15 protein-coding genes and 2 tRNA genes are annotated in these 24,257 nt (G+C 37.7%); 11 read left to right on the top strand and 6 right to left on the bottom strand.

The features are described 5' to 3' along the window. Positions 1–23: 23 nt before the first annotated feature. Positions 24–701, bottom strand: a complete 678-nt coding sequence (gene folE, locus AO058_RS01315; RefSeq protein WP_075324874.1) for a GTP cyclohydrolase I FolE — start codon at positions 699–701, stop codon at positions 24–26. Between the two features lie 131 nt (positions 702–832). Between folE and AO058_RS01310 the strand changes: the two genes are divergently transcribed. Beyond that, positions 833–2,668: a T9SS type B sorting domain-containing protein gene (locus AO058_RS01310; RefSeq protein WP_075324873.1), complete on the top strand. Its 1,836-nt coding sequence runs from the start codon at positions 833–835 to the stop codon at positions 2,666–2,668. Between the two features lie 177 nt (positions 2,669–2,845). On the opposite strand, the gene AO058_RS01305 is transcribed toward AO058_RS01310, so the two are convergent. Continuing rightward, positions 2,846–4,363 carry a GH3 auxin-responsive promoter family protein gene (locus tag AO058_RS01305; protein WP_075324872.1) on the bottom strand — a complete coding sequence of 506 codons (1,518 nt, stop codon included), beginning with the start codon at positions 4,361–4,363 and terminating at the stop codon, positions 2,846–2,848. A 109-nt stretch (positions 4,364–4,472) separates the two neighbouring features. Between AO058_RS01305 and AO058_RS01300 the strand changes: the two genes are divergently transcribed. Continuing rightward, positions 4,473–5,267, top strand: coding sequence for a DUF2797 domain-containing protein (locus AO058_RS01300; protein WP_075327848.1), 795 nt, complete (start codon positions 4,473–4,475; stop codon positions 5,265–5,267). 138 nt (positions 5,268–5,405) lie between these two features. Here the strand turns inward: AO058_RS01300 and AO058_RS01295 are convergent, their stop codons facing one another. Together AO058_RS01295 and AO058_RS01290 are read right to left on the bottom strand one after the other, a co-directional pair. Continuing rightward, entirely contained in the window at positions 5,406–8,099 is a 2,694-nt protein-coding gene (locus AO058_RS01295) for an AsmA-like C-terminal region-containing protein (RefSeq protein WP_075324871.1), read from the bottom strand. A 142-nt stretch (positions 8,100–8,241) separates the two neighbouring features. Further along, the gene (locus AO058_RS01290; RefSeq protein WP_075324870.1) at positions 8,242–8,940 is read right to left on the bottom strand and encodes a queuosine precursor transporter; all 699 of its coding nucleotides are present in this window, start codon (positions 8,938–8,940) and stop codon (positions 8,242–8,244) included. A gap of 106 nt (positions 8,941–9,046) precedes the next feature. On the opposite strand from AO058_RS01290, the gene folK reads away from it, so the two are divergent. Continuing rightward, on the top strand, positions 9,047–10,174 hold the full coding sequence (gene folK, locus AO058_RS01285; RefSeq protein ID WP_075324869.1) for a 2-amino-4-hydroxy-6-hydroxymethyldihydropteridine diphosphokinase: 1,128 nt from the start codon (positions 9,047–9,049) through the stop codon (positions 10,172–10,174). A 26-nt stretch (positions 10,175–10,200) separates the two neighbouring features. Here the strand turns inward: folK and AO058_RS01280 are convergent, their stop codons facing one another. After that, positions 10,201–10,767: an RNA methyltransferase gene (locus AO058_RS01280; protein ID WP_075324868.1), complete on the bottom strand. Its 567-nt coding sequence runs from the start codon at positions 10,765–10,767 to the stop codon at positions 10,201–10,203. Between the two features lie 163 nt (positions 10,768–10,930). On the opposite strand from AO058_RS01280, the gene AO058_RS01275 reads away from it, so the two are divergent. The 8 genes from AO058_RS01275 (at position 10,931) to AO058_RS01240 (ending at position 22,433) form a co-directional block, all read left to right on the top strand. Beyond that, positions 10,931–14,191 carry a S41 family peptidase gene (locus AO058_RS01275; protein ID WP_075324867.1) on the top strand — a complete coding sequence of 1,087 codons (3,261 nt, stop codon included), beginning with the start codon at positions 10,931–10,933 and terminating at the stop codon, positions 14,189–14,191. Positions 14,192–14,266: 75 nt separating this feature from the next. Continuing rightward, the gene (locus AO058_RS01270) at positions 14,267–15,661 is read left to right on the top strand and encodes an amidohydrolase family protein (protein ID WP_075324866.1); all 1,395 of its coding nucleotides are present in this window, start codon (positions 14,267–14,269) and stop codon (positions 15,659–15,661) included. 143 nt (positions 15,662–15,804) lie between these two features. Then, entirely contained in the window at positions 15,805–16,134 is a 330-nt protein-coding gene (locus AO058_RS01265) for a DUF4377 domain-containing protein (RefSeq protein WP_075324865.1), read from the top strand. A gap of 82 nt (positions 16,135–16,216) precedes the next feature. After that, the gene (locus AO058_RS01260; RefSeq protein WP_075324864.1) at positions 16,217–18,049 is read left to right on the top strand and encodes an ABC transporter ATP-binding protein; all 1,833 of its coding nucleotides are present in this window, start codon (positions 16,217–16,219) and stop codon (positions 18,047–18,049) included. 14 nt (positions 18,050–18,063) lie between these two features. Beyond that, positions 18,064–19,305 (top strand): ATP-binding cassette domain-containing protein, encoded by a 1,242-nt coding sequence (locus AO058_RS01255; RefSeq protein WP_075324863.1) that lies wholly within the window; start codon positions 18,064–18,066, stop codon positions 19,303–19,305. A gap of 123 nt (positions 19,306–19,428) precedes the next feature. After that, a complete protein-coding gene (gene mutS, locus AO058_RS01250) occupies positions 19,429–22,020 on the top strand; it encodes a DNA mismatch repair protein MutS (RefSeq protein WP_075324862.1) in 2,592 nt (863 codons plus the stop codon). Positions 22,021–22,257: 237 nt separating this feature from the next. Then, positions 22,258–22,330: transfer RNA gene (locus tag AO058_RS01245), tRNA-Gly, on the top strand. A gap of 18 nt (positions 22,331–22,348) precedes the next feature. Next, a tRNA-Leu gene (locus AO058_RS01240) sits at positions 22,349–22,433 on the top strand. Positions 22,434–22,993: 560 nt separating this feature from the next. Here AO058_RS01240 and AO058_RS01235 read toward each other — a convergent pair. Continuing rightward, on the bottom strand, positions 22,994–24,256 hold the full coding sequence (locus AO058_RS01235) for a type II toxin-antitoxin system HipA family toxin (RefSeq protein ID WP_075324861.1): 1,263 nt from the start codon (positions 24,254–24,256) through the stop codon (positions 22,994–22,996). Position 24,257: the final 1 nt, after the last annotated feature.

The following is a 24,257-nucleotide window of genomic DNA, read 5'->3' as shown; positions in this document are numbered from 1 at the left end:
TGGTTATTAAGAAATAGAATTTTTTAAAAAGTAGTGTCTAATTTTATATAGTCAAGGAATTCTCTTTTTACAGATTTTTCTTTGAAAGCTCCGCCAAATTCACTGGTTACGGTGCTACTGTCTATATCTCTAATTCCGCGGCTGTTTACACAGAGGTGCTTGGCATCAACAACACAAGCAACATCTGGAGTACCCAAAGCTTTTTGTAATTCCTGAACAATTTGCATCGTCATTCGCTCCTGTACCTGTGGTCTTTTTGCGAAATAATCTACAATTCGGTTCATTTTTGACAGTCCAATAACCCTACCTTTAGAAATATAGGCTACGTGGGCTTTTCCAACGATAGGAAGTAAATGGTGCTCACAGGTAGAATAAACGGTAATGTTCTTTTCTACCAGCATTTCGCCATATTTATACTTATTTTCAAAAGTAGATGCAATGGGTTTTTTTTCAGGATCTAATCCTGCAAAAATCTCATTTACAAACATTTTTGCCACACGTTGTGGAGTTCCTTTTAGGCTGTCATCTGTAAGATCCAGGCCTAAAGTTTCCATAATATGTTTTACATCTTTATTGATGAGCGCTACTTTTTCAATATCGCTCAATTCAAAAGCATCTTCACGAATAGGGGTTTCTGCACTGCTGCCTACGTGGGCATCTCCCTGCTCATCAATTTCATTCAAAATTTTATCTATTTTCATACCGTTTTTACAATAATAGTCGTAAACCGATTGTTTGGCTTGCAAAGATACATATTTAATAGGTTTTTATGTAATCATAAAAGCCGGGGTTTAAATAGATATTTGTTATTTTGTAACTTCTAGAACTTATTATGAAACAAGAAACCCTACTTCTTTTTTGTATAATTCTTCTTTACGGGAGTTTTAGCGTTTTTGGCCAGGGTAGTTCTTGTGAAAATCTAGATCCATTTTGCGCCGGAGACGAGGAGCTTGTTTTTCCTAATTCTAATACAACAAACAGTAATATTGTAAATGGGCAACCGGGACCAGATTATGGCTGTTTGCTTTCGCAACCTTATCCTGCCTGGTTTTATTTGCAGGTAGAAGAAACCGGAAATCTTCGATTTGATATTTCTCAATTTCAAAATGAAGATGGTGGCGGTTCTCAATACGATGTAGATTTTATTGTGTGGGGACCTTTTGACCGTACTGAAGATTATTGTACAGACGATTCTTTAAGCGAACTAAATATTGTAGACTGCAGTTACGAACCCGATACCGTAGAACAAATGTTTATCCCAAATGCTGAGGAAGGACAGGTTTACGTGGTTTTAATTACTAATTATGAAGAATTGCCCGGGTTTATAAGTTTACGGCAAACAAATTCAGATCAGGCTAATTCCGGTTCTACAGATTGTGGGATTTTAGACGAAGTGTTGGGGCCAGACAGGTTTCTATGTGGGCAAAATGAAACAACTTTAGATGCTACTACAGATGGGGTAGAGCGCTACGAATGGTTTAGGTTTGATAATACCACAAATAATTTCGAGATAATTGCTAATGAAGAAGATCCTACCTTAACCATAACAAATTCTGGACGTTATAAGGTGATTGTATATGAAAATATTACGGGACAGGCTGATGAAGATGAAATTGAAGTTACGTTTTATAGTGAGCCCGTTGCTAATACTCCAGAAGATCTTTACCTCTGTGATCCCAATCAAACCACTATAGATTTAAGCGCTGCCTCAGCCGAAATTCTGAATGGAAATTCCGCTGAAGAAAATTACAGGGTGAATTTTTATGAATCTATCCAGGAGCTTGAAGCTGAAAATCCTATTTCTAATCCCACTGCATTCCCGGTAGAAGAGTCCCGGGAAATTGTTGCTCAGGTAGAAGGAACCGAAAGCGGTTGTCTTTCAAACGAGGTTATTTTCAATGTAGAATTAACTTTTGTGCCGGAAAACTTTCTACCGGCAGAAAGCGTGATTTGTGTAGATGTAGACGGAACTGTGCTTGATCAACAAGGAATAGGCGAAGATTTAGGTACCGATTATACTTACGAGTGGATAGCCGGGGGGAATACTATTAGTACCGAAGCGGTTTTAAATTTCACTGAAACTCCCAATTTTAATAGTGTAAGTCTTATTGTAACCGATAATCACTCTGGCTGTTCTATAGAATTTAACACTACTTTACTTGTTTATTCCCGCCCCGAAACGGTTGAGGTAGAGATTGAAGGAAGTGATTTTACCGGCGGTTATATAATTAGTGCAGAAGCAACTCCTGGGCCAGGAAATGAAACCACTTATGAATATAGTGCTGATAACGGTAATTGGCAGGAAAGTACAGTTTTTAGAAATTTAGACCCTGGAAATCATACCATTAGTGCCAGAGAAATTAATGGCTGTGGAATTACAACTTCTGAAGAATTCTACCTGGTTGGTTATCCGCGTTTTTTTACCCCAAATTCTGATGGGTATAACGATACCTGGAATATTGAAAATACCACTGAAATTCAGATTAAAAAACTCTATGTTTTTGACCGCTATGGGAAACTGATTAAAGAGTTAACTCCCGGAGGCGCAGGCTGGGACGGCACTTACAATGGTAGAACCTTGCCCGCAGACGATTATTGGTTTAGAGTTGAATTTGAAAAAGATGGTACCAACGATCATTTTGGCGCCAATTTTACACTGAAAAGATAATAAGTTGATAGAAAAATAAAAGAGCTCCTCACCTTTTTTCAAAGGGAGGTGGTCTCAGGTCGGAGGGGTGATTTTTAAAAATTTTATTTTAATTATTAAATGTTTAACCACCCCTTTCTTCAGCTAAAGCTGAATCCGTTTCCATCCTTTTAACGAGGGGAGCTGTATATCTTTGTATTACAAATAATTCATCCCCAACAATTCCTCTACATAACTTCTGGAATTAGAAAGTCTCGGGATTTTATGTTGCCCGCCCAGTTTATCATTTTTCTTAAGCCAGTCGTAAAATAATTTTTCACGTGCCTGGTGAATTTTAGGCATATTCAGCGTCATATTATTATAACGTTTTGCTTCATAATCGCTGTTTACCTGTTGCAATGCCAAATCGAGTTCGTATTTGAATTTCTCAAAATCCCGTGGCGGATTTTTAAATTCAATAATCCACTCGTGCGCACCTTTTTCTTTGCCTTCCATAAAAACAGGCGCTGCGGTATAATCTACAATTTCGCAATTGGTAACTAAAGAAGTCTTTTTTAAGGCTGCTTCAGCATTTTCAATAATTAATTCTTCCCCAAAAACATTAATATGGTGCTTGGTTCTTCCGGTTACTTTTATACGGTAAGGACTAGTAGAAGTGAACTTAACGGTATCGCCTATCTTATAGCGCCATAAACCTGCATTTGTGGTTATTACCACCGCATAATTTTTCCCGGTTTCAACTTCGGCCAGGGGAATTGCTTTTTCATTTTCGCTTCCGTAACTATCCATAGGAATAAACTCGTAGTAAACTCCGTAATCCAGCATTAACAATAATTCTTTGGAATCGTTTTGGTCCTGGCAGGCAAAAAATCCTTCAGAAGCATTATAGATCTCGTAAAACCTGAAATCTTCTTTGGGTAATATCTTTTGATATTGCGGAGCATAAGGATCAAAACTTACCCCACCGTGAAAATAAACTTCTAAGTGAGGCCACACCTCAAATAGATTTTCTTTTCCTGTGGTTTCTAAAATATTATTCAGTAAAACCAGCATCCAACTGGGAACCCCGGCAAGGCTGGTCACATTCTCTTTAATAGTTTCGTTAACAATCGCCTGCATTTTCACTTCCCAATCGTTCATTAGGGAAACCTCGTTGCTGGGCGTGCTGCTAAATTCTGCCCAAAATGGCATGTTGGCAATTAAAATCGCCGAAAGATCGCCGTAAGCCGTACCGTTATTTTTGTAAATTTCTTTACTGCCACCTAACCTTAAACTCTTTCCCGTAAATAACTGGGATTGAGGATTGTTATTTAAATACATGCAAAGCAAATCTTTGCCTGCGTTATAATGACAATGTTCCAGGGAATCCTCACTAACCGGAATAAATTTGCTTTTAGCGCTGGTGGTGCCGCTGGATTTTGCAAACCATTTTATAGGCGTAGGCCAAAAAATATTGGTTTCTCCCTGCCGGCTGCGTTCTATGCAAGCCTGGTAATCTTCATATTGCTGAATAGGTACCCGGCTCGCAAACTGGCTGTGGTTTTTAATTTCTGAAAAGCCATACTTTTTGCCAATTTCGGTATTTTTTGCTTTAGAAAGCAAATGTCTAAGTAGCTCGTCCTGAACTTCGTGGGGGTATTTTATAAACAACTCCATTTGATGAATTCGCTTCTTGAGAAACCACGAAGCAATGGAGTTTACTAATGGAATTGGCATTATTCTTTATATCTTTATCGCTGACAATGCTTCAGCTGTTTGGCTGGCTAAAATTAATTTAAACTTCGAAGCTTACAAATCAACTTCGGTTAAAAATAGGGAAAAAAAGATGAGATACGAAGGGGTGTTTAGAAAAATGAGAACTGAGATCACCGATAAGGTGCAATATTACCTCATTTTTGAGGAAGACTTTATTAATATGAACCAGATTCTCGGGAAGAAAATAAGCCTTAATTTTCTTCGATTTCAGTGTTTAAACTGTGGATTGCAAAAGAAAATTTTCCGCCAGGGGTATTGTTACGATTGTTTTACTTCCATTCCGCAAGCCGGAGATTGGATTATGAGTCCCGAACTTAGTAAAGCACATTTAGATGAAGAAGATCGTGACCTGGATTTCGAAAAAGAAGCTCAGTTGCAACCGCACGTGGTTTACCTGGCAAATTCCAGCAATGTAAAAGTTGGAGTAACCCGAAAAACGCAAATTCCTACGCGTTGGATAGATCAGGGAGCGCACGAAGCCATTGAAATTGTAGAAGTTCCCAATAGATATCTCGCCGGAATAACTGAAGTGGCTTTGAAAAGTCATGTTTCGGATAAAACCAATTGGCGGAAAATGTTGACCAATGATGTTTTGGATCTGAATCTGGCGGAAGAAAGAGATAAACTTAAAGAGTTTATTCCCGACGAAGCCAAAGAATTTTATCTGGGCGATAGAAAAGAATTAGAAATTGAATTTCCGGTATTAGAATTTCCGAAAAAGATTAAAACTCTCAATTTGGGTAAAAACCCATTCTACGAAGGGGTTTTAAAAGGAATTAAAGGACAATATTTAATTTTTGAAGACGGTACCGTTTTTAACGTCCGGGCCCACGAAGGTTTTGTAGTGGAGTTGGGTGTGCTTTAATTTAAAAAAGCTGTGAAAACACGTCATGCTGAATTTATTTCAGCATCTAACATTTAGAAAAGTTTATTCCTGAAGATATAATATAATAAACCCTCCCAGATTTCTGAAATTACTAAAAATCTGTGAGGGTTTAATTTTTTAATTGCTTGTCGTATCCTTTTTCTGAGTTCTGTTTTTCAGAATTCCGCCTAAAATATTCCGGGCAGCATCTTTAACCTGCTCTTCCTGACTTTTTGGGGTTTGGTCAGTTTTTGGGGTTTGGGTTTGTGTAGAATCCTGAGAAGTAATGCTATCATTTTGTGGCTTTTGATTTCCACCGGTTTGCTTATTAATAATATCTCTAATTGCATCCTGCCCGCGTTCTTTAAGGTTTTCTTTTTGTTTTGCAACAATTTTCTGGGTAAGATTGCTAACCGCCTGCTCCATATTGATATTTATCTGCGGATTTTGAAAAGTTCCTTTTAAACCTATTGGCAGCGCTACTACCATATTCTTAAGTTCATCTCCACTTAATCTGCTAAGGGCATTACCTACCTGACTTCCCAGCATTCTTGCAGGCACATCGAGACTCAGGTTGTAGTTCATATTCATATCAAAGCCGTGGCCCCCGGAAACTTCTACATTTACGCCCTTTACATCAAAATTAAAGGGTTCAATTTGCACCATTCCATCATTAAAGGTCAAACGTGTTTTAAGTTTGTCCAGGTCAATATCCTTTAAATTTATAAAGTCTAACTGCTGGTCTAAACGTGAAAGTAAAGCAAGTTGTTCAGGATTTACCTCTGCAGTTAGTATTTCCGCCAGTGCATTCCCGGCAAGGGTTGATAATTGCGGAGTAAGATCGTTATTTAAATTACCGTTTAACTTAAGGCTGGTCTGTAATTTACCCTGTAAAGCCTGGGCTACCGGTGCGAGGCCCTGTAACATCTCCAATCCGTTAAAAGATTCTGCGATATTGAGTGCGTTTAGCGCCAGGTCCATATCAAAAGTTGGTGTTGCTCCTTTAGTAGAAACATTTCCTGCCAGCGCGATATTTCCACCAAAAATATTGGTTGTGATGTTTTGTAAAGTGGCGGTTTCATCGCGTAAGATAATAGTTCCTTTAGCGTTTTTAAGTTCCAGGTTATCATAGATTACCGTGTTTACATTAAACGCAAGTTCGGTATCTAAAAATGAAGGAATTTTTACCGCTTCATTGGTGCCCGGAGTAGAAATTTCTCCCGGAGTATCTTCTGGTTTGGTTTCGCTCTGAGATTGATTTTTGGTTTCAGCGATCATAAAATCGTTGATGGCAAAAACATTAGAATTTACATTGAAATTTCCTTTTAAATTTTGTTCAGTAAACAAAAAGCCCATTAGGTTTTCAATATTTCCCGAAGCTGTAATATCTGTCTGCCCCGTGGTAAGTTTTAATTCAGGTACGCGAACATTACCCTGATTAAAATTCAATCTCGCATTAGCGATCTTTACCTCGTTAGGAATTTCTGGCGATTTATAACTGAAATTTCTAATGCTTGCCGTACCGCTACTTTTTACATTTTGATATTGTTCTTTTTCAATAGAATTCATATCAAATTGCGTGGTAACATCGGCGGTTAAGATTCCATTGAGATCTTGTTCCAGTTCCAGCGGATAAGCCTGGTCCAGGTTCGCTAAGTTTAAAGTCCCCTGCAGCGCCATATCAACTAACATATTTCCCATTAGGTTTTTTATGCTTCCGTTGGTGGCAAACCTGTCCTGGTCTATTCTAAAGGTTACATTATCAAAAGTGAGGTAAGTATCTTCAAGTATCCCGGTCTCGTTTAATATCTGGAGATCTATGTTGATGTCCTGAACACTTTTTGGTAGATCTGGATATTTAAAGGAGGCATTATCTGAGCTCACTTTAATATCCATTTTTGGAATATAGGTTTCGTCTACAATTCCCTGAATTTTCCCATTAACAATGAAATCTCCACTAGTTTCTACATTTTCAATGTTTTTTGCGTAGGTCGCAGGAATTACCGCTAAAAAGTTTTTAAAGTCTGAAGAAGGCGTTTGGAAACTTAGATCTATCTCGTTATTATCTTCATTCACCTGCACAAACCCTTCAAATGTTAACGGCAACTGATTGATAATTGCTTCGTTCTCAAGGAAAGTATAACGCATATTTTCCAGATCCATCTGGATCACGGCATCAAGGGAAACCTTGTTTCGGTTCAGGTAATTTGTTCCATCGTAATCTAGAGAAACCAGGGCGTTAGATTTAGTGTCCAGTTCGCTTTCAGCTAAAGAAAAATCTCCGGTTCCTTCGTGATGCAACTCTTCTACATCCAGTAACAGTTTCTGGCCTTCGTCTAAATATTTTACCCGGGAATTATTGATCTCGTAATGTTTAAGATCGAAACTAAATCCCGTGGAAGCGGAGTCGGAAGCTACAGCGGTAGTATCTTCAACTGCAATATCGTAATTGGCATTGCCAAGAGAGTCCACTTTAATATTTAGATAAGTGTTGTTGACTTTTATATTGTCTAAAATTTTAGGTTCATCGGCACCTTTAAATAATTCTTTAATAGACATTTCCAGTTGCGCTTCCTCCCCAATCGCAAGCGTATCGCCTTTAAAAGGTTCATTATTGATCACGCTGAAATTCTCAATTACCACCGTAGCTTGCGGGAAACTCCTAAAAAAGCTAAGGCTTATGTCGCTAAATTCAACCTGTGCATCCACACTCTCATTGGCCGTTTTTCGAACATAATCTTTTATTTGTGATTCAAACAAAAATGGAGCGGCAACCAGTATTACTACAATTACCAGCAATACAATTCCAATTATTTTTAATGCTTTTTTCATTTCTTAAAAATTTTTATTCCAATTTTAGATTAAACACAAGCTCCAAATTTTATCCTGTGAATTACCAATCTTTGGGTCCAGCAGCATGTTGGTTTCATTTCTATATTATTTAATTCAAACTAATTAAGCTGGTTTATTTAAATTAATCATATTTTAATTCTTCGCCTTGCTTCAATTTAAATCGCTTTCTAAAAGCAAAGACCGAAGCGTAGAGCAGCGGAGTATCCAGCGCGGCAACGATTACTTTAAATAAAAATCCGCTAAGTAAAAGTGCGCCAAATAAGTCCCATTCAATTTTATTAAAACTACAGAGCAAAAACAAGACCGAAAACGTATCTACAAACTGCGAGAGAAAGGTAGAAAAGTTATTCCGGAGCCATAAATGTTTTCCTTTGGTCAATCTTTTCCAAAAATGGAATAAGTGAATATCTATATACTGTGCCAATAAATAGGCAACCATTGAGGCAAAAACGGCAATAGTGGTAGCGCCAAAAACCTGTGTAAACAAAGCGTCGCCTATGGGAGACCATTCGGTAGCGGGCACGGCATCTGCAGTGTAAATTATCAACAAAGAAAAGAACGAAGCAAAAATTCCCGTGGTTACTACCTGGTTGGCTTTTTTCTTACCGTAAATCTCGCTAATAATATCGGTGATCAAAAAAGTAACCGGATACGGTAAAATTCCAACAGAAATTTCAAATGTATAGAGCCCAAAAAAATCCCAGCTAAAGAATTTCTGAAATATTAGGTTCGAAACAACCAATGAGGCGATAAAAAGCCCGGCCAATATTAAATATACGCGCTGTGCCGCAAGTTTGTCTTTCAGTAAAAGTTTAGCCAAATTTATTTTTTAAGTCTTCCTACAAAATTAGGGGTATGTGATTTTGTTTTACTTAATTTGCTGTGAAATTTACAGGATAAGCTTTAATAATTTTTCTTCAGTTAGTTTGAATTCCCCAAAAATAGTACATATCGCCCTGGGAAGCAATGTGGGCAACCGCTTTGAGCTTCTGCAAAATGCACTGCATAAATTATATTTAGAAATTGGCGAGGTGCAACAGGTATCGCAGGTTTATGAAACGCCCGCCTGGGGTTTTGAGGGCAATGCTTTTTTAAACGCCTGTATTGCCGTTTCTACCAGATTTTCTGCGGAAGAAATTCTTCGGAAATTATTAAAGATTGAAGCTGATGCCGGTCGAGTTCGCTCTGATGCTAAAAATTACCAAAACCGAAGCCTGGATCTGGATATTCTTCTTTTTGAAGATGAAATTTTAGAAACCTCAAATTTGATAGTGCCGCATCCTGCAATGCAAAACCGAAAATTTGTGTTGTTACCTTTGGCCGATATCGCTGCTAAGGAGCATCATCCTATTTTTCAAGTTTCTATTGAAAAATTACTGAAGCGGGTTGAGGACAATTCAGAAATAAAAGCGATTCCTGAAAAGCTAGAGATTCCTAAAAAAGCATTCAATTTAAATAACCTGAATTATATCGCGGTTGAAGGAAATATTGGTGCCGGGAAAACCAGCTTTTCTACCATGGTTTCCGAAGATTTTAATGCAAAACTCATTTTAGAAAGGTTTAAAGACAATCCGTTTTTACCAAAATTCTACGAGAACAAAGAGCGATATGCTTTTCCCTTGGAAATGTCTTTTCTGGCCGATCGCTATCAGCAACTTTCAGACGATTTAGCGCAATATGATCTTTTTAAAGATTTTGTGATCTCAGATTACGATGTTTTTAAGTCGCTTATTTTTGCTAAAATCACGCTGCTTGAAGACGAATATGCTTTATATCACAAGCTTTTTCATTTAATGTACAAGGAATTGGTAAAGCCAGATCTTTACATTTATCTCTACCAAAATACAGATCGACTATTGGAGAATATCAAGGCTCGCGGTCGTGATTACGAGCAGAATATTCAGCCAGATTATTTAGTGGAAATCAATAAAAGTTACCTGAATTTTATAAAGACCCAAACCAATATGAAGGTGCAGATTGTAGATATTTCCGGGAAAGACTTTGTAAATAACCGCCTGGATTATTTGTCGATTTTAGAAGAGATCAAAGCCTAATGATTTCCTAGAAGTAGGAAGTTCCTCTAGTGAGCCATATAAGATTGCTCACGATTATTGGTGGTTATTTTAGAAAATAGATCCCATAAAACCACGCCTACACTAACCGCAATATTTAGCGAATGTTTACTACCTAATTGCGGGATTTCAATAATTCCATCACTCGCCGAAACTACTTTTTGTTGTACTCCTTTTACCTCGTTACCAAAAACCACGGCGATTTTTTCACCCGGTTGGGCTTTAAAATCATTTAGCATCACCGAGCCTTCAGCTTGTTCAATTGAAAATACTTTTGTTTTCTCTCGTTGAAGTTTTTCCACTACCTCCAGCGTGTTTTCCGTATATTCCCAGTCTACGGTTTCAGTTGCGCCTAAAGCGGTTTTCTGAATATCTTTATGAGGTGGTTGTGCGGTAATTCCGCAGAGATAAATCTTTTCGATTAAAAAAGCATCGGCACTACGAAAAACCGAACCAATATTATTTAAGCTTCTAATATTGTCTAGAATCAGAATAATAGGTGTCTTCTCAGCTTTCTTGAATTCCTCAATAGATTTTCGGTCCAGTTCGCTGTTTTTTAATTTTCGGTTTTCCATAGCGGCAAAATTAATAAGAATGCGAGGAAATAAATTAATTTAAATCTAAAAAGACTGGAGTTGATAAGCAGGGATTTTTAATTCGAATCTTTCGTAATTACGGGTTTCATAGGTTATTTACATTTTAGTTTTATATTAGTAAATGATAAAATATTCCTCTAGTATGATATATAAAACTACTTCCCTGCTACTTTTTTTCTTCCTGTCTGTCACTCTTGCAGCCCAGGATATTAATAAAGAAGATACCCGTTTACTTTCAAAACCCGCGATGAGTGATTCTCAAATCGCTTTTATTTATGCCGAAGATCTTTGGGTGGCAAATAAAGATGGCTCTTCACCAAGAAGACTTACAGTAGATGATGGGATTGAATCCAATCCTGTTTTTTCACCAGACGGAAGTTTAATAGCTTTTAATGCAGAATATGATGGAAATACCGATGTATATGTGGTTCCTGCTAATGGTGGCGTGCCTGAGCGCCTTAGTTGGCACCCCGGGAGCGACCTGGTTCGTGGTTTTACACCAGATGGTTCTGCTGTACTATTTGGTTCTCAGCGTAGTGTTTTTACAAATAGATATATGAAACTCTTTGAGGTTTCAGTAAAGGGTGGCCAGGTTAAAGAACTGGAGATTCCAAATGCCTTTTGGGCAGATTATTCAGACGATGGAAAATACATTGCTTATACGCCACTTTTCGAAGCTTTTAATCAATGGAAATATTATCGTGGTGGTACTGCTTCTCGAATTTGGATCTTTGATACCAATGACCATTCTGTTACAGAAATTTCGAAACCGGAAGGTGGAAGCAACGATACCAGGCCTCAATGGCTGGGTGATAAAGTTTATTTCAGGAGTGACAGGAATGGAGAATTCAATTTGTACAGTTATGATATGAATTCCAAAGAGATTACTCAACTTACCAATTTTAAAGATTTCCCGGTTTTAGATCTTTCCGCAGGAAATGATGAAATCATTTTTGAGCAAGCCGGATACCTGCATACCTATAATCCGGAAACTAATACTACTGAAAAAATAGAGGTTGGGATCGCGACAGATCTTCTTGAACTGCGCCCAAGGTTTGTAAAGGGTGATGAATATATTCGTACCGCCTCCGTTTCGCCTACCGGTGCAAGGGTGGTAATGGATTTTAGAGGGGAAATAGTAACGGTGCCCGCTGAAAAAGGCGATGTGGTTAATATAACTGAAACCCCGGGGGTGCACGAACAAGACCCTGTATGGTCTCCAAATGGAAAATTCATCGCGTATTTTAGCGATGAAAGCGGAGAATATGCACTGCACGTTCAGGATCAAAGCGAACAAAAAGAGGCTAAAAAATTTAAACTTGAGGGTGCAGGTTTTTATGCTTATCCAAAGTGGTCGCCAGATAGTAAGAAAATAAGTTTTGTAGATAATGGGCGTAATCTTTATGTGTTAAACATAGATTCCGGAAAAGTGACAAAAGTTTCTCAGGATGAACGATATATACCGGGAGTTTTTAGGAACCTTTTTGGTAGTTGGTCTCACGATTCTAATTGGATTAGTTACACCATAGTAACAGGAACCAGCTTTGAACAGGCCTATGTGTATTCGCTTTCAGAAGATAAATCTTATGCAATTTCCGATGGTTTCTCCAGCGTTTCAAGTCCGGTTTTTGATCCAAGCGGAAAATATCTTTATATGTTAGCTTCTACAGATGCCGGGCCGGTGGTGAATTGGTTTGATCAGTCTAACCAGGATATGGAAATGACCAGTTCGATTTACCTGGTGACTTTACAGAAGGATGTAGAATCTCCATTTGCAAGAGAAAACGATGTTGAAAAGATTGAGCAGGCAGAAAAAGAGGAAGAGAAAAAGAAGAAGGCGGAAGAAGAGGATAAAGAAATCAAAGTTCCCGACTTGAAAATTGATTTCGAGGGAATAGAAAACAGGATCGTGGATGTACCGCTTCCTGCCGGCAAGTATGCTAACCTAAGTTCGCCAAAAGAAGGAAATCTCTATTATTTAGCTTATCCTCCTCACGAGCAAAACAAGGGAACTCTAAATCTGTACAATCTTAAAGAAAGGGAGAATAAGAAGATAATGCCTGCCACTTTTTACGAGATATCTGCCAATGGAAAAAAGATACTTTATAAGGCAGAAGAAAAATGGGGTCTCGTTGAAATTGATAAAATTGAAGAAAAGCGAACGCTTAATACCGGTGATATTCAGGTTAAAATTGATCCCGTAGCAGAATGGCCAAATATTTTTGATGAGGCCTGGCGAGTTAATCGAGACTACTTTTATGATCCCGGGATGCACGGCGTAGACTGGGATAAAATGAAAGAAAAATATCAGCCTTTTATAGGAGATGTTACTTCCCGAAGCGACCTCTACCGGGTGATGGAATGGATGTTTAGTGAACTTGGAGTTGGGCATCACAGGTTTTCCGGTAGAGGTGACAGGCTTCATTCTAAAGAATCTGTAAAAGGAGGTCTCTTGGGAGCAGATTTCAGTATAGAAGATGACAGGTATAGGTTTGAAAAAATCTATGGCGGGCTCAATTGGAACCCTAATTTGCGTTCTCCCCTTACCGAACCCGGAGTAGATGTGAAAGAAGGCGATTATCTATTGGCAGTAGATGGAGAAGAGCTAGAGGCTAGTGATAATATCTATAAGTTATTTGAAAATACGGCCGGGAAAATAGTGATGCTCACCGTGGGTCCTAATCCTAATATGAAGAATTCAAGAAAAATTAAAGTAACTCCGGTTGAAAATGAAATTGCTTTAAGAAACCGCGATTGGATAGAAGGCAATATTCAAAAAGTTCACGAAGCTACCGATGGCCGGGTTGCCTATGTTTATGTGCCAAATACTGCCACGGAGGGACATGAGTACTTCAAACGCTACTTCTTTCCGCAGGCGAACAAGCAGGCGATTATTGTAGATGAACGTTTTAATGGCGGTGGCCAACTGGCAGATTATGTTATAGATATTCTTAAAAAACCAGAGCAGGCACACTGGAGGTTTCGCTATGGAAAAGATCTAAAATCGCCAAGTGCTTCTATACAGGGGCCAAAAGTGATGATTACTGATGAAACTGCAGGTTCCGGTGGGGATTATCTGCCGTGGATGTTTAGAAAATTTGATCTTGGAACTATCGTTGGAAAAACTACCTGGGGCGGCCTGGTAGGCGTATTGGGTTATCCTGAATTTATAGATGGCGGCTCTGTTACCGCACCTAATGTTGCTTTTTATACCGAAGAAGGTTTTAGTGTAGAAAACGAAGGAGTAGCACCAGATGTTGAGGTGGAACAATGGCCGGAAGAAGTTCTTGAAGGAAGAGACCCTCAACTGGAAAAAGCCATTGAGATTGTGCTGAAACAGCTGGAGGCTAATCCGCCGGCAGAAGTGCCTTCCCCGGTATATCCTGATAAAACTGATAACTAATATTCTTTCGACTTAATTTAAATTTAGAAAGCGGGAATTTGAATTACCAGGTGCGCGTCTAAAAGTCTTATAAAAATGAATAAACTCACTTATTTCTTATTGCTAGCAATTACCCTGTCATCTTGCAAGAATAAGGAAGTCAAAGCCTACGATCTTGTTATTTATAATGCTCAAATTATAGATGTAGAGAGTGAAAGTCTAAGCAAAGGACAATCAATTTTTATTTCAGATGGTGAAATTGTTGAGGTTCGTGAAAGTATTGAGAATGAGAAATTTGTTGCCGATCGATTAATTGATGCCGAAGGAAAGTTTGTAATACCGGGACTATGGGATAACCACGTTCATTTTAGAGGGGGTGATACTTTGGTAGAAGAAAACAAAGACCTTCTACCACTTTTTTTAGCATACGGAATTACCACTGTACGCGATGCCGGTGGTGATATCACTCCGAGTGTAATGGAATGGAAAGATCAAATTGCTAATAGTGAATTAGATGGTCCCAGGATTTTTAGTTCGGGGCCCAAGCTGGATGGTGATAAACCGGCCTGGCCTGGGTCTATAAAAGTTTCAAATTCGAGCGATATTGGAGCTGCCTTAGATTCCCTGGAGAAATTAGATGTAGATTACGTAAAGACCTATGATGGAAATCTTTCCGCAGAAAATTATTACAATATCATTAAAGAAACTGAAAAACGTGGCCTAAAAATCACCGGCCATATGCCCATGAGCGCCAATTTCATGAAAGCGGTTTCGTTAGGTCTTGATGGTGCCGAGCATATGTATTATCCGCTGAAAGCCTGTTCTCCTGCCGCCGACAGTCTTACTAAACCCGATCTTGGCTACGGAATGATAGAACCATTAATAGATACCTACGATCCCGAACTTGCAGCAGAGGTTTTTGCTAAAATGAGTCAAGAAAATGTATACGTAACCCCCACACTTTATATAGGTAAAACCTTGGCGGAAATTTTGGAAGTAGATCACAGGCAGGATTCATTGTTAAACTATATTGGTCCCGGAATTCAAAAAACCTACCAAGGTAGAATAGAAGGAGCAAAAAGAGCAAAAGCATCCGGTAGTAAGATGAGGGAAAAAATGGAAGAAATAAGTGTGCGAATGATTGAGCCAATGGAGAATGCGGGCGTTAAGCTTTTAGCAGGTTCAGATTGTGGGGCATTTAATTCTTATGTCTATCCCGGCGAATCTTTGCACGGGGAATTAAATGCCCTTTCTAAAGCAGGTTTAAGTAATGCCCAGGTATTAAAAAGCTCTATAATTAACGGCCCCGAATTTCTGGATCTTGGAGATAAATATGGAAGTGTGGAAGAAGGAAAAATAGCCGATCTCTTGCTTTTGGAAAATAATCCTCTTGAAAATTTGCAGAACCTAAAGGAAATCACAGCGGTAATAAAAAGCGGAAAGGTGTTTACCCGTGAAGATTTGGGAAAAATGCTTCAGGATATTCAATAATAGTTTCAGCTGCCCAATTTAGCATAGTTAATTAGTTAGGATATATTATTTTCGAAATTCAATTTTCAAGTATAAATAAGGGAAAAACCCCAGTTCGCAAATCATACAATCGCTTATCTTTAATAGGATAAAAATGGAATGTTATGATACAGGGTGGTCTTATAGGTTTGGTGTTTTTGCTTAGTATTAGCTTTAGCGATGATATAAGAGTGGTAGATATGGTTGTGAATAGCTATACCGAAGAATGTGTGGGAGAAAGGGAAGGAAATTGCTTACTCGTGCAGGAAGGAGACCATATAGGTACAGATAACTGGAGCCTTTTTTATTATGAGGACAGCATAGAAGGCTTTGATTATGAGCCCGGTTATATTTATCATTTAAAAGTGAAGAAGAAGAAAATAAAAAATCCGCCTATGGATGGTTCTTCAATTTCATATCGACTGGTAAGGATAATGTCTAAGGAAAAGGTTTAAATTGAAGATCTTCAGGGTTTCTTCTTTTTTATTACTACCATCTTTTTCAAATCTTAGCTAACTTGCAAAGAAAAAATAATTCTTGCCCAGATCTAAAAAGTCATTAGAAGCCAATAAAGTCAGTTTTAAAGGAAGTTTTGCATCCTTAAAATTTGTACCTAGATTTTTTAAGGAAATCAGGAAAGTAAACCCTTTGCTGTTTTACGCTAATGTATTGGCAAGGACCATTAACGCCATTTTACCGGTTGTTATCCTTATTGTAGGAAAATTGATTATTGATGAGGTGGTTTTACAAATTGCGGCCGAAGAAAAAGACCTTGATAGGTTATGGTTACTGGTAGCAGCAGAATTCGGTCTGGCTATTTTATCAGATCTAATGAGTAGGGCGATTAGTTTGACTGATGGTTTGTTGGGAGACCAATATAGCATAGGTACTTCGGTTCGAATTATTAAGAAAACTTCAGAATTAAACCTTGATCAGTTAGAAGATTCTGAGTTTTACGATAAACTGGAACGAGCCCGGCAGCAAACCACCGGTAGGGTTGGGTTAATGTCTAATATTCTTACCCAGGCTGAGGATTTGGTGGTAATTTTCACTTTACTTGCTGGGGTAGTCGCCTTTGAACCCTGGCTAATAATTTTACTGGTGGTTTCCGTAGTTCCTACAATAATAAATGAAATCAAATTTAGTGGCACCAGTTATTCCCTGGCCAGAAGTTGGACCCAAGAACGTCGGGAACTGGATTATTTGCGCTATGTAGGCGCTAGTGATGTAACGGCAAAAGAGGTAAAACTCTTCGGACTTTCAGATTACCTGGCAAACCGATTTAAAAACCTTTCCGACACTTATTATTTAATGAGTAAAAAACTGGCAAAACAGCGCGCCGGTTGGGGTTCAGTTTTCAACGTGATTGGTACAGGAGCCTATTATGGTGCTTATCTTTTAATCGTTTTTAGAACCGTAGCGGGAATTTTTACACTTGGTGATCTTACTTTCCTATCGGGTTCTTTTAACAGACTTCGATCTAAATTGCAGGGCTTTTTTACCCGCTTTACCGCAATTACCGAAAGTGCACTCTACCTTCAGGATTATTTTGAATTTCTGGACCTTAAATATTCCGATGAAACTTCGGAAGAAAAATTACCGCTTCCAAAGAAAATTAAAAAAGGATTTGAATTTAAAAATGTCGGATTCAAATATCCTAAATCTGAAGCCTGGGTGGTTAGAAACATCAATTTTGAATTAAAAGCAGGAGAAAAACTGGCCTTTGTAGGAGAAAACGGCGCTGGGAAAACCACGCTGATAAAATTATTACTTCGGTTTTATGAACCTACTGAAGGTGAGATTCTACTCGATGATATTCCGGTTAAAGAATATAATCAATCCCAATATCAACAATACTTCGGGGTGATTTTTCAGGATTTTGTAAAGTTTGAATTAACGCTTCGTGAAAATATTGCCATGGGCGAAATTGAAGAAATCGGTAATCAAAATCGAATTGACAGCGCTGCGCAAAAAAGTCTGGCGAACGAGGTAATTTCTGATATGCCGCGAGGTTACGATCAGCAATTGGGGAAACGCTTTAAGCAGGGAAAAGATCTTTCGGGTGGGCAGTGGCAAAAAATTGCGATTGCCCGTGCCTATATGAAAGATGCAGAGGTTTTAATTTTAGACGAACCGACTTCGGCGCTAGATGCCCGCGCTGAAACCGAAGCTTTTGACCGATTTATTAAGCTTACTGAGGGGAAAACTGCGGTAATTATTTCGCATCGTTTCAGCACAGTAAGAATAGCCGATAGAATTATGGTTTTAAAAAACGGTGCCGTACTGGAAATTGGAACGCATCAAGAATTGATGCAAAATGATATGCTGTATGCCGAATTGTTCAACCTACAGGCGCAGGGATATCAATAAGAGATCTTTAAACAATGAGCTTAAATCATTACGCAATTTTTACACCCGATTTTTCTCTACTGGGAAAATGGCTACCGCAACTTTTGAAAGGAAATTCTCCAGAAGAATTAAAGGAATTGCAGGGAAAGAAAGGCCTGCTTTTTTCTGAATCGATTTTAAATAAATTTATTGAGGAAGATTATAAACACGGGAACTCTGCCTTGATTTTTAATGAAAATCGTTCCTTACGAACTTTTTCCAGTGGGGAGAAACGAAAAGCTTTGCTGCAATATTTACTTAGTCAGGAGCCTGATTTTCTGGTTTTAGACAATCCTTTTGATAGTCTTGATAAAACATCGGTATCTGATTTAAAATTGACCTTGCAGCATATTTCTAAAACAACTGTTATCATTCAGATTTTTAATCGAAAAGAAGATTTACTGCCTTTTGTAGATTTAATATTGAAAGTCGAAAACGAACAAGTTGTCGAAAGCTTTGAGGTTTCAGAATTCCAGGGGAATAATGAAAGCAATTTTTCAGAAGTAAATATTCCTCCAGCACCAGTAAAATTCCAGGACGTGCCAAATATATTGGTGAAAATGAAAAATGTCTCGGTTTCTTATGGGGGTAAACCGGTTTTAGAAAATATTAGCTGGGAAATTAAAAAAGGAGATTTTTGGCAACTTACTGGGCCCAATGGTGCAGGGAAAACTACTTTGCTTTCTATGATTTACGGCGATAATCCCAAAGCCTATGGCGTAGACTTATACTTATTCGGAAACAAAAAAGGCAGTGGTGTAAGTGTATGGGAGATTAAAAAGAAAATCGGGTATTTCTCGCCTGCGCTTACCGAACTTTTTCACCGAAGAAATACTGTTTTGGAGATGCTAATTTCAGGTTTGGTAGATAGCGTTGGTTTGTACCAAAAACCTGGAGATGCAGATATCAGGTTGGCTAAAGAATGGTTAAAAATCCTGAATTTGGAAGATAAATCAGCTAAGATTTTTACAGAATTATCTGAACTTCATAAAAGAATGGTTCTTATTGGCAGGGCGATGATTAAGCATCCGCCTTTACTTATTTTAGACGAACCCACAACCTCGCTAGACGATAAAAGTGCGCTGCAAATCACTTCGCTCATTAATTTAATCGTCAGGGAAAGTCCTACCGCGGTGATTTTTGTTTCGCATAGAAAAGAGAAAGGTCTGGAACCAAAGGCTATTTACCATCTAATTCCATCAGAAAATGGATCTAAAGGGGAAATACTTGTAGAATAATTGTGGAAAAAATTGAATAACTTCCAGAGATAATTTTCCTTTAAAATATGGGATTCTGTACTTTAGCGGGAAATAAAATTTAAAATTTTGGCAGCCAAGAAATCCCCTAAAGTTACCCCGTTAATGAAGCAGTACAATGCTATTAAAGCAAAGTATCCAGATGCTTTGCTCTTGTTTCGTGTGGGTGATTTCTATGAGACTTTTGGTGAAGACGCGGTAAAAACAGCTAGGATTTTAAATATTATTTGCACCAATAGGAACAATGGCAGCGAGCGTACCGAGCTTGCCGGATTTCCACATCATTCTTTAAACACCTATTTGCCAAAATTAGTAAAAGCCGGAGAACGGGTGGCCATTTGCGATCAATTAGAAGATCCTAAAATGACCAAAAACATTGTAAAACGTGGTGTGACCGAATTGGTGACTCCGGGTGTGGCTTTAAGCGATGAGGTGCTTCAGAGTAAATCGAATAATTTTTTATGCGCTATTCACTTCGGAAAGAAAATCTTTGGAGTTTCGTTTTTAGATGTTTCTACCGGTGAATTTTTAACGGCGCAAGGAAATTCAGAATATATAGATAAATTACTTCAGAATTTTAGCCCTAGTGAAGTCTTGATTCCGAAGAAAAATAAGAAGGATTTTAAGCAGATCTTCGGCGAAGATTTCCATACGTTCTACCAGGAAGACTGGGTGTTTAAACAGGATTTTGCTTACGAAACTTTAAATGAACATTTTCAGACCAAATCTTTAAAAGGTTTTGGAATCGAGCATTTGGAAGAAGGAATTATTGCTTCCGGTGCTATTTTACATTATTTAGCCGAAACCCAGCATCGAAAACTTCAGCATATAACCTCAGTAAACAGAATTGCAGAAGAGGAATATGTATGGATGGACCGGTTTACGATTAGGAACCTGGAGTTATATCATTCTAACGCCGCAAATGCGGTGACCTTATTGGATGTGATTGATAAAACTATTTCGCCGATGGGTGGAAGGCTTTTAAAGAGATGGCTTGCATTGCCTTTAAAGAATGCCGAGAAAGTAAAAAAGCGCCACGAAGTAGTTGGTTTTTTACTCGAAAATCCTTCAGTTTTAGCTGAAATTCAGCAAAACATTAAAAAGATAAGTGACCTGGAAAGGCTTATTTCTAAAGTTGCTACAGGGAAGGTAACTCCACGAGAGGTAATTCAGCTTAATCATTCTTTACAAGCCATAATTCCTATAAAAGAGCTCGCGCTGAAAAGTAAGAATGAAGCCATTAAAGTGATTGGCGATAATTTACACTCTTGCGAGGTTTTGCGAAGTAAAATTACTGAAAGTTTACACGAAGATGCACCGGTAAATATTTTAAAGGGGAATTGTATTGCTGAAGGTTTTTCGGAAGAACTGGATGAGCTTAGAAAAATAGCTTTTTCAGGAAAAGATTACCTCGATAATATGCTGAAACGCGAAACCCAAAGTACCGGGATTTCTTCTTTGAAAATTGGTAGTAACAATGTTTACGGTTATTATATTGAAGTGCGCAACACGCATAAAGATAAAGTTCCCGATAGCTGGATTAGAAAGCAAACCCTGGTAAATGCCGAGCGGTATATTACCGAAGAATTAAAAGAATATGAAGCAAAGATCTTAGGAGCTGAAGAAAAGATCTTGCAGCTGGAACAGCAGCTTTTTAACAAGCTGGTAATTTGGATGAACGATTATATTCAGCCTGTGCAGCAAAACGCCCAACTTATTGCGCAGTTAGATTGCTTGTGCTCTTTTGCTGAGCAAGCTAAAGCTGAAAATTATTGCAAACCTGAAATTGAAGAACATCACGATTTAAATATTGAGGAAGGCCGGCACCCGGTTATTGAAAAGCAATTGCCTATTGGCGAATCTTATGTGACCAATAATGTTACTTTAGATCGCGAAAATCAGCAGGTAATTATGATCACTGGGCCAAATATGAGTGGTAAGTCGGCTATTTTAAGGCAAACCGCGCTTATTGTTTTAATGGCGCAAATGGGAAGTTTTGTACCTGCAAAAGCGGCAAATATAGGTTTGGTAGATAAAATTTTTACCCGGGTTGGCGCCAGCGATAATATTTCTATGGGTGAGTCTACTTTTATGGTAGAAATGAATGAGACCGCCAGTATTCTTAATAATATTTCTGACAGAAGTTTGGTGCTTCTAGACGAAATTGGCCGTGGTACCAGCACCTATGATGGTATTTCTATTGCCTGGGCTATAAGCGAATATTTGCACGAACATCCCGCGAAACCGAAAACACTTTTCGCTACGCATTACCACGAGCTTAATGAAATGTGCGATACTTTTGAGCGGATCAAAAATTTTAATGTTTCGGTAAAAGAATTGAAAGATAATGTGCTTTTTCTTCGGAAACTGGTGCCGGGAGGTAGTGAGCATAGCTTTGGGATTCACGTAGCCAAAATGGCCGGAATGCCACAGCAGGTTTTACACCGCGCAAATAAAATTCTGAAGAAACTGGAGAAATCCCATAAAATGGAAGATTCCAGTGAGCTTTTAAAGAAATCGGCCGAGGAAGAGATGCAGCTAAGTTTTTTCAATCTGGATGATCCTATTTTACAGGAATTAAAAGAGGAGGTCTTACATATAGATATTGATACGCTTACTCCCGTAGAGGCATTAATGAAGCTTAATGAGATTAAAAGGACACTGGTTGGTAAAGAAAAGGCTAAAGCCAAAGCTTAGGTAGTTTCCAGTCTTCGTTTATGGGTTTTAAGTAAAAAATAGGGGAATATATTATTAAGTATTGGTAAACAATGAGTTGTAGTTTGTAAACTTTCGACAAGAATTACTGAAGAAATTTTTTATTTCAAATTTTCCTTATTTTTTATAAAAAGCCTTTGACATTATAAGATTTATATTAAATTTGCATCCGCAATACGCTATTGCAGCCACGTTAAACGTGGAAGTTCTTTTAAACACGCGAAAATAGCTCAGTTGGTAGAGCGCCACCTTGCCAAGGTGGAGGTCGCGGGTTCGAATCCCGTTTTTCGCTCATACATAAAATTACCACGCTCGGGTGGTGGAATTGGTAGACACGTTGGACTTAAAATCCAATGGACAATGTGTCCGTACGGGTTCAAGTCCCGTCCCGAGTACTTAAAGCCTTGTTAATCATCTGATTTTCAAGGCTTTTTTGTTTTTGAAAATTGTATTTGTACGTTAAATTGTACGCAAAATGTTAAAAAATATCAGATTCACTATTTTAACTTTCTCCTGTAAGATTTTTCCGATATTATTGAATCAATCTAACATAAATTGCTTTACTACTTATAAAAACTCACAAATAACATTAAGTAACCACTAATAACAATAAATATTGAAGAATAACACTAAATAATATATTTTATCGATCAGTTATATTTTATGGGTGATTTTAAAAATGATTGGAAATAACCTATATTTTTCTTCTCAATACTTTTAGTTGGTTTTTCTTTTTGGAGTTATATATTCCAGGTTCATTATCGAAGTTTATAAATTACGGAACAACTGAATTTTAAATATTGCGCATCGCGATACGTGATATAAATAATGATGTTTCAGTAGCTTTTTTAAGTTAATGAATTGCCATTAGATTGAAACTGGAATGACAATATTTAATATTGAGTGTGAATTGTATATAAAATTGCATCTTTATTCAAAATCTTTGAAATCTATTTTACGATAAGATTTTGAATTCTTTGGAGATTTTTTCTACTACGTATTCTGGGATATTAAGTTCCTTTGTGAATACCGGCCAATTAGAAATCTGTTCCTGGACTTTCTCAATTATGCCTTTTGGATTTTTTATCGAAAATTCTTCTGCTAACGTAAGCAAATCCTGTAACTGTATGTTCTCTCGCTTATTATTTAAGGAAAGTGCACGACTCACTTTATGATAATTAAAGTCTACGTTTAATGGGTAGGTGAGGTCGTAAGCAGGAGCGAGGTTCCATTTGTCTGTTTTTTTGTCATATATAAAGGAATGATTTTTTAAGTGGTCATCAATATTGGCAAAGACCAAATTGAAAACCATTCGCTTAAAAAGTTCCTGAATCTCATTGTAAGGTACTTTTAAATCCAGAGCTAATTTGAAAAGGTTTTCATAAGATGAGTTCTCTGGTTTTTGAAAGTCCCATCCGGTCAGTCCGCTTGCGGTTAAAACGTGTTGTTTTGTTCCATTTTGCCTATCATATCTCAAGGTGGTGAAATGTTTATCGTTAATCAGTTTAGAAGGCATCATTGTTATTCCTGCAGCGGTAGCCACCTTGTAGTAAGCATATTCTATTACTTCTTTATTATAACTATCTTCATATAGAGAAAGCTTTACCAGGTAATGCTTGTAATCTTTAGAGGAAACGATATCACCCGGAATAATCTCTCCTGTTTCAATGTTTTCGGAAATTAAAAGTTTAGGCCTGGCTCCACCAGCAGAGGTTCCCATTTTAAAAATATTTAATAAAGCAAGATTATCAAATTTCTTTTCTGAAGTTTGCTCTTTTTGATCTATAACTTGCTTTAATACACTAATAATTTCTTCAAGGTCAATTGCTGAAGTTTTTGGGATATTTTGTGCCGGTTCATATTCCAAAGCACCCATACCACGATTAGCTACATAGGTTAACTGCTCCAGTGGGGTGAGTTTAGTTTTATCTTTATTATTGGCTTTAAACCATTCCTTGAAAATGATATTTCCAAACATATCTGGAAGGGAATCAGCTATGGCCGGAGGAAGACCTTTAAAAGTATTTCCTTCAAATTCAGAGAATACCTGTACAGGTTTTATTCGTTTAATGATATATGGAAAAATGTTTCGCAATTCATTGGTTTCTAAAAATTCAGGATTATACTGAAAGAAACTTTTTCGTTGATCCAAATCGTAACCTAACTTTCCAACCTCATAATCAAATAGCTTTACATTTAAGATAGTATTTTTAGCCATA

It is taken from the genome of Salegentibacter sp. T436 (assembly GCF_001932675.1).
Taxonomy (GTDB): domain Bacteria; phylum Bacteroidota; class Bacteroidia; order Flavobacteriales; family Flavobacteriaceae; genus Salegentibacter; species Salegentibacter agarivorans.
The sequence above is the reverse complement of the archived record's forward strand: the minus strand, read 5'-3'. Positions and strand labels throughout refer to the sequence as shown.